The organism is Nocardia sp. BMG111209, from assembly GCF_000381925.1.
GTDB lineage: Bacteria > Actinomycetota > Actinomycetes > Mycobacteriales > Mycobacteriaceae > Nocardia.
Genome location: NZ_KB907307.1, coordinates 4740624 through 4754411, shown reverse-complemented (window position 1 = coordinate 4754411; position 13788 = coordinate 4740624). Strand labels below are relative to the sequence as shown.

Below are 13788 nucleotides of genomic sequence, written 5' to 3'. Positions count from 1 at the left end.
GACAAGGAGATACGATGTCATCGGCAATCGTGGTCCGGGATCTGCACAAGCATTTCGGACCGGTTCGCGCCCTCGACGGGCTCGACCTCGAGGTCGCCGACGGGGAGGTGCACGGTTTCCTCGGTCCCAACGGGGCGGGTAAATCGACCACCCTCCGCATCCTGCTCGGCATCCTCACCAGGACCTCCGGCGATGTGCGGGTCCTCGGCCGCGACCCGTGGACCGACGCCGTCGCCCTGCATCGCGACATCGCCTATGTCCCCGGCGATGTCACGCTCTGGCCGTCGCTGTCCGGCGGCGAGACCATCGACCTGCTGGCCCGGATGCGCGGCGGCCTCGACGCCGGCCGCCGCGCCGAGCTGATCGAGCGCTTCGAATTCGATCCGCGCAAGAAGGCCCGCACCTATTCGAAGGGCAACCGGCAGAAGGTGGCGCTGGTGTCGGCGTTCTCCTCCGATGCCCGGTTGCTGCTGCTCGACGAACCCACCTCGGGCCTGGATCCGTTGATGGAGAAGGTCTTCCGGGACTGCGCGCGGGACGCGGCCCAGCGCGGCGTGACGGTGCTGCTGTCCAGCCACATCCTCTCCGAGGTGGAGGCGCTGTGCGATCGCGTCACCATCATCCGGGCCGGGCGGACCGTGGAGAGCGGCAGCCTCGCGGAGATGCGGCACCTCAGCCACACCTCGATCACCGCCGAATTGACCGGGGACCCGGGCGATCTCGGCCGCATCGCGGGGGTGACCGATCTCAGTGTCGACGGCGCCACCCTGCACTGCCAGGTCGACAGCGCACATCTGGGCGAGTTGATCCGGGTGCTCGGTGACGTCGGTGTCCGCAGTCTGGTCAGCCAGCCGCCGACGCTGGAAGAGCTGTTCCTGCGCCACTATTCGCTCGACGGCCACGGGGACGGATCGCAGCCGGCCGACGCCGCGCACGCGGGCGTCGCGTCCACGACGGGGGCCGCGAAATGACCACCGCCGTCGCCCGCCCGCCTCGCGGGTTCGCCGAATCCGTCCGGGGCACCGGGGAATTCGCCGGGACCCGGCGACTGCTGCGGTTGTATCTGCGCCGCGACCGGATCGTGCTGCCGCTGTGGGTGCTGCTGCTGTCGCTGCCGCTGGGCAACGTCTACATCAAGAGCATCGACAAGGTCTATTCCGGTCCGGCCGAACTGGCCTCGTTCGCGCACACGGTCAACACCAGTCCGGCGCAACTGGCCATGTACGGGCCGATCTACGCGATCAATCTGGGCGCCTGCGGGGTGTGGAAGGCGGGGATCTTCCACACCCTGCTGGCGGTCGCCACCATCCTCACCGTCATCCGGCACACCCGGGCCGAGGAGGAGACCGGCCGGGAGGAACTGCTGGCCTCGACGCGGGTCGGCCGCTTGGCCAACCTCACCGCGGCGCTGATCGTCGCCTGTACCGGCGCGCTGCTGGCCGGGCTGATCGGGGCGGCGAGTATCGCGGGGGCCGGAGTGCCGGGCAACGGCGCGCTGGCCTTCGGCCTGGCCGAGGCGGCCTCGGGCATCGTGTTCGCGGCCGTCGCGGCGGTGGCCGCCCAGTTGAGCGCCGGCTCCCGGACCGCGCGCGGCTACGCGTTCGCGGTGCTGGCGGTGGCCTACACCCTGCGCGCGGTCGGCGACGCCCGCGCGGCCGACGGTCCCACCTCGCCGCTGGTCTGGCTGTCCCCGCAGGGCTGGTCGTTGCAGGTGCGCCCGTACGCCGGCGATCACTGGTGGGTGCTGTTGCTGCACGTCGCGCTCACGGCGGCGCTGATCGCGGTGGCGTACACGCTGCTGCGGCGGCGCGATCTGGGCGCCGGCCTGATCGCCGAGCGGCTCGGGGCACCCGCGGCGGGCGCCGGGCTGGCCGGTCCGTTCGGGCTGGCCTGGCGGTTGCAGCGCGGCACGCTGCTGGTGTGGGTGATCGCGCTGGCGCTGTACGGCCTGCTCATCGGCGGCGTCGTGCACGGTATCGGCGGCGAGCTGGGCAACAGCAAGGCGGTGAGCGACGTGATCAGCCGGATGGGTGGCGGTCAGGCGCTGGAGAACGCCTTCCTGACCATCGCCTTCACCATGGTCGGGCTGGGCGCCGCCGCGTACTCGATCTCGGCCGCCCTGCGCCTGAACGCGGAGGAGAGCAGCGATCGCGCCGAATCGGTGCTGACCGGTGCGGTGGGCCGGATGCGCTGGGCCGCATCGCATCTGGTGTTCGCCTTCGCCGGACCGGCGCTGGCCCTGCTGATCTCCGGGGTGCTCGCCGGATCGTTGTACGGCGCCGCCGTGGGCGATATCGGCGGCAAACTGCCCGGTGTGGTGGCGGCCGCGCTGGTGCAACTGCCGGCCGTGTGGTTGTTCACCGGGGCCACGGTGCTGCTGTTCGGGGTGGCGCCGCGGTGGGCGCCGGCCGCCTGGGGGGTGTTCACCGCGGGTATCGCGCTGTATCTGCTCGGCTCGATCTCCGGTGTGCCGCAATGGCTTCTGGATCTCGATCCGTACGGCCACCTGCCGAAGCTGCCGTCCGAATCGTTCACCGCGACGCCGGTGGTGGTGCTGATCCTGCTGGCCGCCGCGCTGACGGCGGTGGGGCTGTTCGGTTTCCGCCGCCGCGATCTGAGCTGAACCGCGGCCGGGCCGATCCCGGCGCCGCCGGCATCGTGGCCGTCGCCACGATGCCGGCGGCACATGTCGGCGAACCCGGATATCATTGGGGCGTAGTCTGTTCGGCACAGTCCGGTGTGGGGAGGCGTCGTGGTTTTCCAGCGGGAGATTCTCGTCGAGGTGGCCCCTCGGGGCTGGCTGGTACTCGCGGCAGTCGTGATCGGGGCGGCCCTGTTCGTGGCGCTGCTGGTGCTGTTGCTGGTCAGTGGCGCCAACTTTCACGAACATCCCATCCCGAAGGGGTCCTGCTACCCCTTCTGCACGATCACCCAGGAACCGCCGCCGCCGGGTTTCTGAGCCGGTACGGTGCCGTTGCCGCCGCGTTACGATGTTGCGGCAGTGGGTATTCGGTCGCATCCGGCTCGTGACCTGCACCCCGAGCCGATATCATGGGTGTGACGAGTGACTCGAGCGCACTGGAGGATCGGTGGACGAATCCGAGGTCTTCTACGAGGTGCTCCCGTCCGGATGGTGGACCCTCGCGGTGGTCGCCTTCGGTTTCGTGGTGTTCCTGGCCCTGCTGGTCATGTTGCTGGTCAGTGGCAGCAAGTTCCACGATCCGCCCGGTTCGGTGCCCACCACGCCCGGCTCCTGCTATCCGTTCTGCACGGCCACCACGGTGGCGCCGGCCGTTCAGCCGTAGTGGGAGGCGAACGCCTCGCGCACCGCCGGGACGCCGTCCGCGCCCAATTCCTCGGCCGCGGAGAGCACCTCGTCCACCCGCCAGAAGTTCGACGGCACCAGCCGGCCCGAATTCACCGCGGTCATCGCGAGTTCCACGGCCTCCTCCGGCTTGCCGACCTTCACCAGCGCCAGCCCCAGATCCAGTTGGGCCGAGGCGAGCCGGCGCGGTTTCGAGGCGGGGGTGGCCTGTAGCCGGTCCAGGGTCTGGCGGGCATGGAATTCCGCGGCGCTGTCACCGAGCCAGGCCAGGGTGGTGGCCACATACGAGTCGAATTTGGCCGGGTCGTAACGGAAGTGGTGTTCGGGCCGGTCGGGCTGCGGCAGTGCGGACACCAGCCGCGACAACCGGCGCAGGGCGTCGTAGGTGCCCGTGCGGTCCTGCAGGCGCGACAGCGCCCGGCCCTCCTGCGCGGTGGCCTGGATGTACACCGAACTGCCGCGCGGCGCGCACGCCTGCGCCTGCCGCGACAACTCCACCGCCCGGCTGAAATCGCCCTGGACCAGGACCTCCCAGGCCTGGGTCTCCAGGCACCAGGCCCGGATCTCCGGTTGCCCGCCCTGATCGCCGAGTTCGTCGGCGGTGCTCAGATATACCGAGGCGGTGGACTGCTGCCCGAGGTCGACGTGGCAGGTGGCGGCCAGCAGCGCGAGCCAGCCGCCGGCCACCACCAGCCGGCGATGTTCGTCGAGGGTCTTGCGGGAGTCCATCAGCATGGTCGTGTAGCGCAGGTATTCGCGCAGCCGCTGCAGCAACAGGGCGGGGGAGGTGGTGGCGTAGGCCGAGGAGAGGTCGTCGACCGCCCATTCCAGCCGCTCCACCGTGCCGGAACCGACATCGGAGGCGACGGTGCGGCGGGCCAGCTCGACCGCGATCAGTTCGTCGGTACCGGTTGCCGAGCCGTCGGCGGCGGCCGTCTGCGGTGTCTCCGCGCGTGGCGCGGTCCGGTCGGCCGGATCCGCGGCGGTCCGGGTGTCGCCGGCCGCGGCGCCGCGCCGGACCGGCAGGCGCCGGGAGCGCAATGCGGATTCGCCCTCGGCGAGAATCTGTTCGAACCGTTCCCGCACCTCGGCGCCGACCTGTACCAGCAGGGTGTCGAGGAGTTCCTGGGTGAGCGGGCGCGGGGTCACCGCCGCCAGTCCGGCGCGCCAATTGGCCACCGTGGTCATCTCGACACCCAGATGCGCGGCGAAATCCCGGACGGATTTCCGCATCGCCTCCTGCAGTGCCACCGCTTCGAAGCCGGTCCACGGCCGACCCAACACCATTGTGAGCCTTCTGTTGTCTGCGCTGTGCCGCGTGTTCTTGTTAACACGATGTTACCGAGCTTGATACACCAACAGTAGGCCAACACCAACGCCAACGGAGCGCGATTTCGCGAGCGGGCCGATGCGACGAAAGTTGAACGTGCATCCGGCGTCGAGGCCACAAATCCTTCGCAGCCGTGGCGGTGAAACCGTGAGCCGGCGATCCCGGTGGTGGAGTTCGCCCCCGCTTCAGAGTCGAGGGGTTGCTCGACCACCGCGGCGCACGTTTCCGGCGCCGGGTGCACTAGCCAGTTGGAGGTACACCCATGTATGCGCCATCTTCGGATGCCCGGGATCTTTGGTTGATGTCGAGCCGCGACTGCAACCACGAACCGCTGGATCTCACCTACGACCGGGCCCGGTTCATCCTGACCGTGCACGCGGGTCACGGCGGTGGGTGCCGGCAGTATCTGGCGGCGTCGGCCTACTGCTTCCGGCGGACCGGAGAGAGATGAGGAATCCGGTCCCCGGGCGGCGGATCTCGCCGGCGCCGCCCGGCCCCGGCACCCCCGGCAGCTCCGTTCGTGTCGGGGCCGCCCCCTATCCTCGACCCTATGCTCACGCTGCTGTTGTACGTGCTGATCGTCGGTCTGGTGGCCGCACTGCTGTTCCTGGTGGCGAGTGTGCTCTTCGGCCGGGGGGAGGAGCTGGGCCCGCTGCCGGAGGGCACCACCGCGACGGTGCTGCCCGCGGCGAGTATCAGCGGGGCCGATGTGCGGGCACTGCGCTTCCAGCAGGTCCTACGGGGATACAAGGCCGGTGAGGTCGACTGGGCGCTGGCCCGTCTCGCCGCCCGCATCGACGAGCTGGAGATGCAGCTCGCCCACGCCCGCGGTGAGCAACTGCGCTCCGTCTTCGGTATCGATCCCGATTCCGAGCCGGCCGACCCGACGGCCGACCCGGAATCGGCGGCCGCCGAATCACAGCCGGGGAGCCGGTCGTGAGCGGCGAGCCGGTACCGGCCGACGATCGGATCCGGTGCGGCTGGTCTCGGTCGTCCCAGCTGTACCTCGACTATCACGACACGGAATGGGGCCGCCCGCTGCACGGTGACGACGCGTTGTTCGAACGCATGTGCCTGGAAGCCTTCCAGTCGGGGCTGTCCTGGATCACCATCCTGCGGAAACGCCCGGCCTTCCGGGCCGCGTTCGCCGGATTCGCCATCGATCGGGTGGCCGAGTTCGGCGAGGCCGACGCGCAACGGTTGCTGACCGACTCCGGCATCGTGCGCAATCGCGCCAAAATCGCGGCCTGTATCGCCAATGCCCGGGTCGCGCGGGAGGTCGACGGTGGCCTCGATCAGCTGCTCTGGTCCTTCGCCCCGCCGGCGCGCCCGCGTCCGCGCACCCTCACCGACGTGCCCGCCGTCACACCCGAATCCACCGCTCTGGCAAAGGAACTCAAAAAACGCGGATTCCGTTTCGTCGGTCCCACCACGGCCTATGCGCTGATGCAGGCCACCGGAATGGTCGACGATCATCTGGTTGATTGCTGGGTCGAGGCGCACGCGTGAACACGCGCCGCGGCGGTCCGTTTTCGAGCTCAGCTACCCGCCCAGTTCCGTGATAAGGAAGAATGGGCGTGGTGTAGCCCTCCGGCCGCGGCCTGTCGCGTCCCGGAACGGCTGCCTGTTGGTGACAACACGAGTTCCAAGAAAGTGCGCAGCAGACCGCGCGGATCTGGAGGGAGCAGAGGATGGCGGCCATGAAGCCCCGCACCGGGGACGGTCCCCTCGAGGCAACCAAGGAAGGGCGTGGAATCGTCATGCGGGTTCCACTCGAGGGTGGCGGGCGTCTGGTCGTCGAGCTCACGCCGGAAGAGGCCGCGGCCCTCGGCAAAGAGCTCACCGAAGTCACCAGCTAGTCGGAACGTATCGCACGCGCGCACACGGGGCCCGGTGGCGTCGTGCGTGAGTCTCGCGGGCCCCGGAAACCTCGCCGGGAACCACCGGAGGCCGTGCCCGTCCCGGGCACGGTCACTTCCCGATCGGAGACGGCCGCGCCCCGGCCCGGCGCAGCCGAATCCCACGCCGGCGGGGCCGAATCCCGCGACAGTGGGGCCGGGTCCGCACCCGGTGCGGCCGTATCCCGATTCGGTACGGCCGTCCAATTGTTGGCGTGTCCCGAATGCGCCGCGCCTATTACCGAGCTGGATCGTTGCCTGCGCTGCCCGAATGGGCACAGCTTCGATATCGCGAAACAGGGCTACGTCAGTCTGTTGACCGGTGCTTCGACCAAGATGATCGGCGATTCCGCCGATATGCTCACCGCACGTGCCGCATTTCAGGGAAGCGGACATTTCGCCCCAATTTCGGCGGCGGTCGCACGGGCCGTCGCCGGGGCGGCGGGGGACGAATCCGCGATACTCGAACTCGGTTCCGGGACCGGCTACTACCTCGCGGCGGTACTCGACACGGTGCCCGGCGCTCACGGCATCGCCCTCGACGTTTCCAAATTCGCCGCCCGCCGCGCCGCCCGCGCGCACCCGCGCGCGGCCTCGGTCCTGGCCGACGCCTGGCGCGGACTGCCGATCCGCGACGCGGCGCTGAGCCATGTGCTGTCGGTGTTCGCGCCGCGCAATCCGGACGAGGTCGCCCGGGTCCTCGCCCCCGGCGGGACGTTCGTGGTGGTCACCCCGACCGCTCGGCATCTGGGCGAACTGATCGGCCCGCTGGGCATGATCACCGTCGACGCGGACAAGGACAGCCGCCTCGCCGAGGCACTGTCCGCCCGCTTCGCTCCGCTCGACCGCACGGTGGTGGAGTACCCGATGATGCTCGGTCACACCGACATTGCGCATGTTTCCGCCATGGGACCGTCGGCCCACCACGCCGCCGCCGGCCGCACCGAGCGCCTGGCCGCCCTGCCCGAGCAGCTCGCGGTCACCGCCTCGGTCACCGTCGCCCGGTACCGCGTCCGCTGAGCCGGACCCGGGCGCCCCGTCAGCTCTTGCGGAGTTGTTCGTACAGACCGAGGGTCTGGTCCGCGATACGCGCCCAATCGAATTCGGTGACCACCCGGGTACGGCCGTCGGTCCCCATCGCGGCGGCGCGGGCCGGATCGGCGACGACGGCGTTGACCGCGGCGGCCAGATCGTGCTCGAAATCCGCCTGGTGGGCGCTGTCGTAGTGCACCAGGCGGCCGGTGCGGCCGTCGGCGACGACCTCCGGAATGCCGCCGACATCGGAGGCCACCACGGCGGTGCCGCAGGCCATCGCCTCCAGATTCACGATGCCCAGCGGTTCGTAGACCGAGGGACAGACGAAAACCGTGGCGGCGGCGAGGATCTGACGGACCTGTTCGGTCGGCAGCATCTGGCGGACCCAGAACACGCCCCCGCGGGTCTCCGACAACCGCGCCACCGCCGACACCACCTCCGCCTCCAGCTGCGGCGTGTCGGGGGCGCCGGCGCACAGGACGAGCTGCGCCGCGGGATCGAATTCGGCGGCCGCCGCGAGCAGATGGGAGACGCCCTTCTGCCGGGTGATCCGGCCGACGAACGCCACGATCGGGCGATCGGTGTCGACCCCGAGTTCGGTCAGGATGTTGCGGGTGCCGTCGGCCGCCGCACCCGGATGCCAGGCCTGCGGATCGATCCCGTTGTGCACCACGTGCACTCGGGCCGGGTCGACGGTCGGATACGCCTCGAGTACATCGCGGCGCATCCCGTCGCTGACCGCGATCACGGCGTCGGCGTACTCCATCGCGTTGCGCTCGGACCACGACGACAGCCGGTAGCCGCCGCCGAGTTGTTCGGCCTTCCACGGCCGCCGGGGTTCCAGGGAGTGCGCGGTGAGCACATGCGGGACGCCGTACAGGGTCGCGGCCAGATGTCCGGCCAGGCCCGTGTACCAGGTGTGCGAATGCACCACGTCGGTACCGTCGGCCGCATCGGCCATCCGCAGTTGTGCGGACATCATCTGCAGCGCCGAATTCGCCGCGTACAGCATGGGATCCGCCTCGTGCACCACCGCGTCCGGGCGGGGTACGCCCATGCAGTGGACGGTCACGTCACACAGCGGGCGCAGCTTCGCCACCAATTCGGTCACGTGGACGCCGGCGCCGCCGTACACCTCCGGCGGATATTCCCGAGTCATCATCGCCACACGTAGCCGGTCCTGCTCCGATTTCGAAGGCTCGTGGCCGCCACTCGCATCGAGACTCATGGGACCAAAGTAAATCGTTCACGTCGGTGGTGACCATCCGAGTCGCGTTTCGGCGGTAGGTTGACAGTGTGAGGAGTCAGCCGCACATACTCGGGATCGTGCTCGCCGGCGGCGAGGGCAAGCGACTGTTTCCGCTCACCAGGGATCGTGCCAAACCGGCGGTTCCCTTCGGGGGCGCCTACCGCCTGATCGACTTCGTGCTGTCCAACCTGGTGAACGCCGGATTTCTGCGGCTCTGCGTGCTCACCCAGTACAAGTCGCACTCGCTCGACCGGCACATCTCGCAGACCTGGCGACTGTCCGGATTCGGGGGCGAGTACATCACCCCCGTACCGGCCCAGCAGCGGCTCGGGCCGCGCTGGTACACGGGCAGCGCGGACGCGATCCTGCAATCGATGAACCTGATCTACGACGAGGACCCCGACTACATCGTGGTGTTCGGCGCCGACCATGTGTACCGGATGGATCCGGAACAGATGGTGCAGCACCACATCGAATCCGGCGCGGGGGTGACGGTGGCCGGTATCCGGGTGCCGCGCAGCCAGGCCAGCAGCTTCGGCTGTATCGACTCCGACGAGTCCGGCCGGATCACCCAGTTCCTGGAGAAGCCCGCGCATCCGCCCGGCACCCCGGACGATCCGAATGTGACGTTCGCCTCCATGGGCAACTACGTGTTCAGCACCAAGGCGCTGGTGGACGCCATCCGGGCCGACGCGGACGACGCGGATTCCGATCACGACATGGGTGGCGACATCATCCCGGCGCTGGTCGCGCAGGGTGAGGCCGGTGTGTACGACTTCGCCCTGAACGACGTGCCGGGTTCCACCGACCGCGACCGGGGCTATTGGCGCGACGTCGGCACCATCGACGCCTTCTACGACGCGCACATGGATCTGGTCTCGGTGCATCCGGTGTTCAACCTGTACAACCGGCACTGGCCGATCCGCGGCGCCACCGAGAACCTGCCCCCGGCGAAGTTCGCCAAGGGCGGGCTGGCCCAGGAGTCGATCGTGGGCTCCGGCAGCATCCTGTCCGCGGCGACGGTCCGCAATTCGGTGCTGAGCTCGAACGTGTTCGTCGAGGACGGCGCCACGGTCGAGGGCAGCGTGGTGATGCCGGGCGTGCGCATCGGCCGCGGCGCGGTGGTGCGCCGCGCCATCCTGGACAAGAACGTGATGGTCGGCGAGGGCGAGATCATCGGCGTGGACCTGGACCGCGACCGCGAGCGGTTCGCGGTCAGCCACGGCGGGGTCGTCACCGTCGGCAAGGGCGTCTGGGTCTAGCCGGCCGGCCGGCTACAGGTGCCGGGTGGTGTCGATACCGAGCGACATCCCGGCCAGCCCACGGCGGCGGACCGCCAGCTGATCGGCGATCTCCAGCAGCGCCGCGGCGGCCGGGTTCGCCGGATCGCTCAGCACGAGCGGGATGCCCGAATCGCCGGCCTCGCGCAGTTCCTGGGTGATCGGAATCTGGCCCAGCAGCGGCACATCCGCGCCGACGGCCCGGGTGAGCCGGTCGGCCACCGACCGGCCGCCGCCGGAACCGTAGAGGTCCATCCGGGTGCCGTCGGGCAGGTCCAGCCAGGACATGTTCTCGATCACGCCCGCGATGCGCTGGCGGGTCTGCAACGCGATCGCGCCGGCCCGCTCGGCCACCTCGGCGGCGGCCGGCTGCGGGGTGGTGACCACCAGGATCTCGGCGTTCGGGATCAGCTGCGCGATGGAGATCGCGACGTCGCCGGTGCCCGGCGGCAGATCCAGCAGCAGGATGTCCAGATCGCCCCAGAACACGTCGGCCAGGAACTGCTGCAGCGCCCGGTGCAGCATCGGGCCGCGCCACACCACGGGCGTGTTGCCCTGGGTGAACATCGCGATCGAGATGACCTTCACGTCGTGCGCGACCGGCGGCATGATCATCCGCTCGACCTGGGTGGGCCGCTGATCGTTGGTGCCGAGCATGCGCGGGACGGAATGGCCGTAGATGTCGGCGTCCAGTACGCCCACGGACAGCCCGCGCTGGGCCAGCGCGGCCGCGAGATTGACCGTGACGCTGGATTTCCCGACTCCGCCCTTACCGGAGGCGACCGCGTACACCCGGGTCAGCGAGCCGGGCTGGGCGAAGGGGATCACCGGTTCGGCCGAATCGCCGCGCAACTGCTTGCGCAGTTCGGTGCGCTGCTCGTCGCTCATCACATCGAGTTCGACGGTGACCGCGCCCGCGCCGGGGACATCGGCCACGGCCCGGGTGACCAGCTCGGTGAGCGTGGTCCGCAGCGGGCAGGCGGCGGTGGTCAGATAGATCTCGACGTGCACGCCACCGTCGGCGGCGACCGCGACACTCTTCACCATGCCCAGTTCGGTGATCGGTTTGCGGATCTCCGGGTCGTTCACCTTGGCTAGAGCGCCGCGTACATCCGATTCCGTTACCACTGGCATACTCGCGAGTTTATGCGGACCCGATCCGGACCGGCCGCGCGGGCGGTACCGATCCGGCGGGGCGCACTCACATCCGGTTGTTGGCGGCCGCCGGGCCGACGCCCTCGCGGTAGGCCGTCTCCCAGGCCATCACGTTCGCGACGTACGCCATCGAGTGGTTGTAGCGCATGATCGCGCGGGACTGCTGCGCCGGATCGTTCATGTCCAGCCCGCCGTCGCACAGGTACTTCCCGGCCGTCAGCGACGCGTCGAAGATGTTCTGCGGATCGGAGGTGCCGTCGCCTTTGCCGTCGGCCGCGAACTTGCGGTAGGTGCTCGGCAGGAACTGCATGGGGCCGACCGCGCGGGCGTAGGTGGACATACCGTCGAGCTCGCCGCCGTCGGTCGCGTTGACGACCTGGTTGCCGCCGAGGCTGCCGTCCAGCACCGGGCCGTAGACCGGGTTGATCGGGTAGCCGTTCTCGTCGAGTCGGCCGTAGCCGTGGTGCGATTCGATCTGGCCGATACCGGCCAGCTGCGACCAGGACATGTGGCAGTCCGGATTCTCCTGCGCCAGCACCCGTTCGGCGTTGGTGTAGGCGGCGAAGGCCACGCCGGGCATGCCCAGCGGCCCGGCCACGGTGGTGGCGGCGACCCGGTTCTCCGGCAGTGAGTTGCTGCGCACCGTCGGCTTGCCGGGGTGGCGGGCCACGTGCATCAGGGCGTCGTCGGCGGCGAGGTGACCGTCGGCGGCCGCGGCGGACAGTCGCGCCTCGGCAGCAACGGTCTCGGCATCGCCCGCGACCTGCTGCGGGGCGCTCATAGCCGCGAATTCGCCGGTATTCGCCTCGGTGGTGGCGGCCGCGCTGACGGCGACCACGCCCGCGGGAACCAAGCCGGTCAGGGCGAGAACGGGATTGACGGAAGTGCGCCGGGCCGGCGGTTTGCTGTGACGTCCCACGGTGTGGCTCTTCTCTGCTCGCTGCGAGCGTCTATCAACGCAACGAGTCGAGATTACCGCATCCGAGACGCTTTCGTTACTCCTTCGTGACCGTCTTTCCGGTTTGTTGATCTCCGTGCCGGACAAGGAGGTTGGAACCGGACGAGGGGGTTACGGCTGCGGCTGCGGCGGGACCGGCAGCGGGATCGTGATGCCGAACGGCAGGGTGATCGCGGGCGGGGGCGGCGGCGTCGACGGGTCCGCCGGCGGTGCGGGAGCGTCGTCCGACATCGGCCCCGGCTCCGGGGTCTTGCTCGGCGCCTGCGGTTGCGCCGGTTGCGGATTCGCGGCGCCGGGCGCACCCGGCGCACCGGCCTGATCGGTCTGCACACAGGATGCGGGCTGCTGCGGTGCGTTCGGGTCCACGGCGGCCGGATCGGCGTTCTGATCCGGACGGCCCGGCGCGACGCCGGGTTTCGCACCGGGCGCCTGCGGAGCGTCGGTGGCCGCGGGCATATCGGTGGTCGTCACCGCGCCGCCGGGCGACCAGCGCCGGGCGCCCAGTGCCGGGTCGTCCGGATCCGGCGTCGCCGGAACCGCCGCGGGGTCACAGGGATTCGGGCGCGGCGGCGGGCAGAAGATGCCGCACGGGATCGGCGGCAGACCCGGGATGACGATCATCACCGGCGTCGGCGTCGGGGCCGGCGCGACCGGAGAGGTGGCCGACGGCCGATCGCCGGTGGTCGGGATGCTGGTGTTGACCGCCAGGATGTCCGGGCCGACGGACTGCGAGCCCGGCGGGATCAGATCGGGGGAGATCGGAACCTGGGTCGGCACGCCACCGGTGGCGTAGGCGTTCGACCAGCTCAGCACCTGCGCCGCATAGGCGAGAGAGTTGTTGTAGCGCAGCACCGCTCGCAACTGCTGCTGCGGATCGCGCAGATCCAGCCCGCCCGTGCACAGATACTTCCCGGCGGCCAGCGCCGCGTCGAAGACGTTGTTGGGGTCCGGATGTCCGTCGCCGCGGCCGTCGGAGGCGTAGTGCGCCCAGGTGCCGGGCAGGAACTGCATGGGCCCGATGGCCCGCACATAACTGCCGTCCGCGGCCTGGATGACCTCGTTACCGGCCAGGGTGCCGTCCAGCGGCGGACCGTAGATCACGCCGATGGTGGTGCCGTTGGCGTCGGTGCGGCCACCCGCCGCGTGATTGGACTCCACTTTTCCGATACCCGCCAGCAGATGCCAGGTGATACCGCAGTTCGGCATCGAGGACTGCAGGGCCAGTTCGGCATTGCGGTACGCGGCCAGCACGATCTCCGGGATACCGAGCGCGCCGCCACCGGGCAGCGAGATGTCGTGCAGCGGAACGGTTCCGCCGAACAGCGGGACACCCTGTGCGGGGCCGAGCGCGCGCAGTTTGCGCGGCGGCTCGGGGGCGGCGGGCACCAGGCCCACCGAATCGGCGTCGTCGGCGGTGATCGCGGAAGGCGCAGCGACGGGGTGGGTTCCGGAGTTCGCGGGCGCGTGCACCGCGGAACCGGAAGCCAGCAGACCTGCCACCACGAGCGCCGATACGGTTACTGGACCAGATATTCGCATCGACGCACCAACCCCTCGT

Annotated in this window: 15 protein-coding genes; 10 read left to right on the top strand and 5 right to left on the bottom strand. The window is 70.0% G+C overall.

Going from position 1 to position 13788, the window contains the following annotated elements; translation table 11 throughout:
* Positions 1 to 14 precede the first annotated feature (14 nt).
* The 4 genes from G361_RS0122075 to G361_RS0122060 all read left to right on the top strand — a co-directional run bounded on the left by G361_RS0122075 (position 15) and on the right by G361_RS0122060 (position 3305).
* Positions 15 to 971, top strand: coding sequence for an ABC transporter ATP-binding protein (locus G361_RS0122075; protein WP_036494210.1), 957 nt, complete (start codon positions 15 to 17; stop codon positions 969 to 971).
* Positions 968 to 2623, top strand: a complete 1656-nt coding sequence (locus G361_RS0122070) for an ABC transporter permease (protein WP_019929290.1) — start codon at positions 968 to 970, stop codon at positions 2621 to 2623. Before G361_RS0122075 ends, G361_RS0122070 begins: the two co-directional genes overlap by 4 nt.
* Before the next feature lie 129 nt (positions 2624 to 2752).
* The gene (locus G361_RS0122065; protein ID WP_019929289.1) at positions 2753 to 2959 is read left to right on the top strand and encodes a hypothetical protein; all 207 of its coding nucleotides are present in this window, start codon (positions 2753 to 2755) and stop codon (positions 2957 to 2959) included.
* Between the two features lie 130 nt (positions 2960 to 3089).
* Complete coding sequence (locus tag G361_RS0122060) at positions 3090 to 3305, top strand: hypothetical protein (RefSeq protein ID WP_019929288.1); 216 nt, start codon at positions 3090 to 3092, stop codon at positions 3303 to 3305.
* On the opposite strand, the gene G361_RS0122055 is transcribed toward G361_RS0122060, so the two are convergent.
* The gene (locus G361_RS0122055) at positions 3296 to 4612 is read right to left on the bottom strand and encodes an XRE family transcriptional regulator (protein WP_155981545.1); all 1317 of its coding nucleotides are present in this window, start codon (positions 4610 to 4612) and stop codon (positions 3296 to 3298) included. The genes G361_RS0122060 and G361_RS0122055 overlap by 10 nt on opposite strands.
* A gap of 344 nt (positions 4613 to 4956) precedes the next feature.
* Between G361_RS0122055 and G361_RS49645 the strand changes: the two genes are divergently transcribed.
* From G361_RS49645 to G361_RS0122030, 5 genes are all read left to right on the top strand, one after another.
* Positions 4957 to 5106: a hypothetical protein gene (locus G361_RS49645; RefSeq protein WP_019929286.1), complete on the top strand. Its 150-nt coding sequence runs from the start codon at positions 4957 to 4959 to the stop codon at positions 5104 to 5106.
* 99 nt (positions 5107 to 5205) lie between these two features.
* A complete protein-coding gene (locus G361_RS51635; RefSeq protein WP_019929285.1) occupies positions 5206 to 5595 on the top strand; it encodes a DivIVA domain-containing protein in 390 nt (129 codons plus the stop codon).
* On the top strand, positions 5592 to 6164 hold the full coding sequence (locus G361_RS0122040; RefSeq protein WP_019929284.1) for a DNA-3-methyladenine glycosylase I: 573 nt from the start codon (positions 5592 to 5594) through the stop codon (positions 6162 to 6164). The genes G361_RS51635 and G361_RS0122040 overlap by 4 nt, the downstream gene beginning before the upstream one ends.
* 182 nt (positions 6165 to 6346) lie before the next feature.
* Complete coding sequence (locus tag G361_RS48465) at positions 6347 to 6514, top strand: DUF3117 domain-containing protein (protein WP_019929283.1); 168 nt, start codon at positions 6347 to 6349, stop codon at positions 6512 to 6514.
* 246 nt (positions 6515 to 6760) lie between these two features.
* Entirely contained in the window at positions 6761 to 7573 is an 813-nt protein-coding gene (locus G361_RS0122030) for a putative RNA methyltransferase (protein WP_026343346.1), read from the top strand.
* 19 nt (positions 7574 to 7592) lie between these two features.
* Here G361_RS0122030 and glgA read toward each other — a convergent pair whose 3' ends face one another.
* Positions 7593 to 8816 (bottom strand): glycogen synthase, encoded by a 1224-nt coding sequence (glgA, locus tag G361_RS0122025; protein WP_052172696.1) that lies wholly within the window; start codon positions 8814 to 8816, stop codon positions 7593 to 7595.
* Between the two features lie 68 nt (positions 8817 to 8884).
* Here glgA and glgC point away from each other — a divergent pair, with 68 nt between their 5' ends.
* Positions 8885 to 10099, top strand: coding sequence for a glucose-1-phosphate adenylyltransferase (gene glgC / locus G361_RS0122020; RefSeq protein WP_036494209.1), 1215 nt, complete (start codon positions 8885 to 8887; stop codon positions 10097 to 10099).
* A 12-nt stretch (positions 10100 to 10111) separates the two neighbouring features.
* On the opposite strand, the gene G361_RS0122015 is transcribed toward glgC, so the two are convergent.
* From G361_RS0122015 to G361_RS44440, 3 genes are all read right to left on the bottom strand, one after another.
* Complete coding sequence (locus G361_RS0122015) at positions 10112 to 11251, bottom strand: Mrp/NBP35 family ATP-binding protein (RefSeq protein WP_026343344.1); 1140 nt, start codon at positions 11249 to 11251, stop codon at positions 10112 to 10114.
* 67 nt (positions 11252 to 11318) lie between these two features.
* Positions 11319 to 12191 (bottom strand): lytic transglycosylase domain-containing protein, encoded by an 873-nt coding sequence (locus G361_RS0122010; protein WP_026343343.1) that lies wholly within the window; start codon positions 12189 to 12191, stop codon positions 11319 to 11321.
* 150 nt (positions 12192 to 12341) lie between these two features.
* A complete protein-coding gene (locus G361_RS44440) occupies positions 12342 to 13730 on the bottom strand; it encodes a lytic transglycosylase domain-containing protein (protein WP_231386943.1) in 1389 nt (462 codons plus the stop codon).
* Positions 13731 to 13788: the final 58 nt, after the last annotated feature.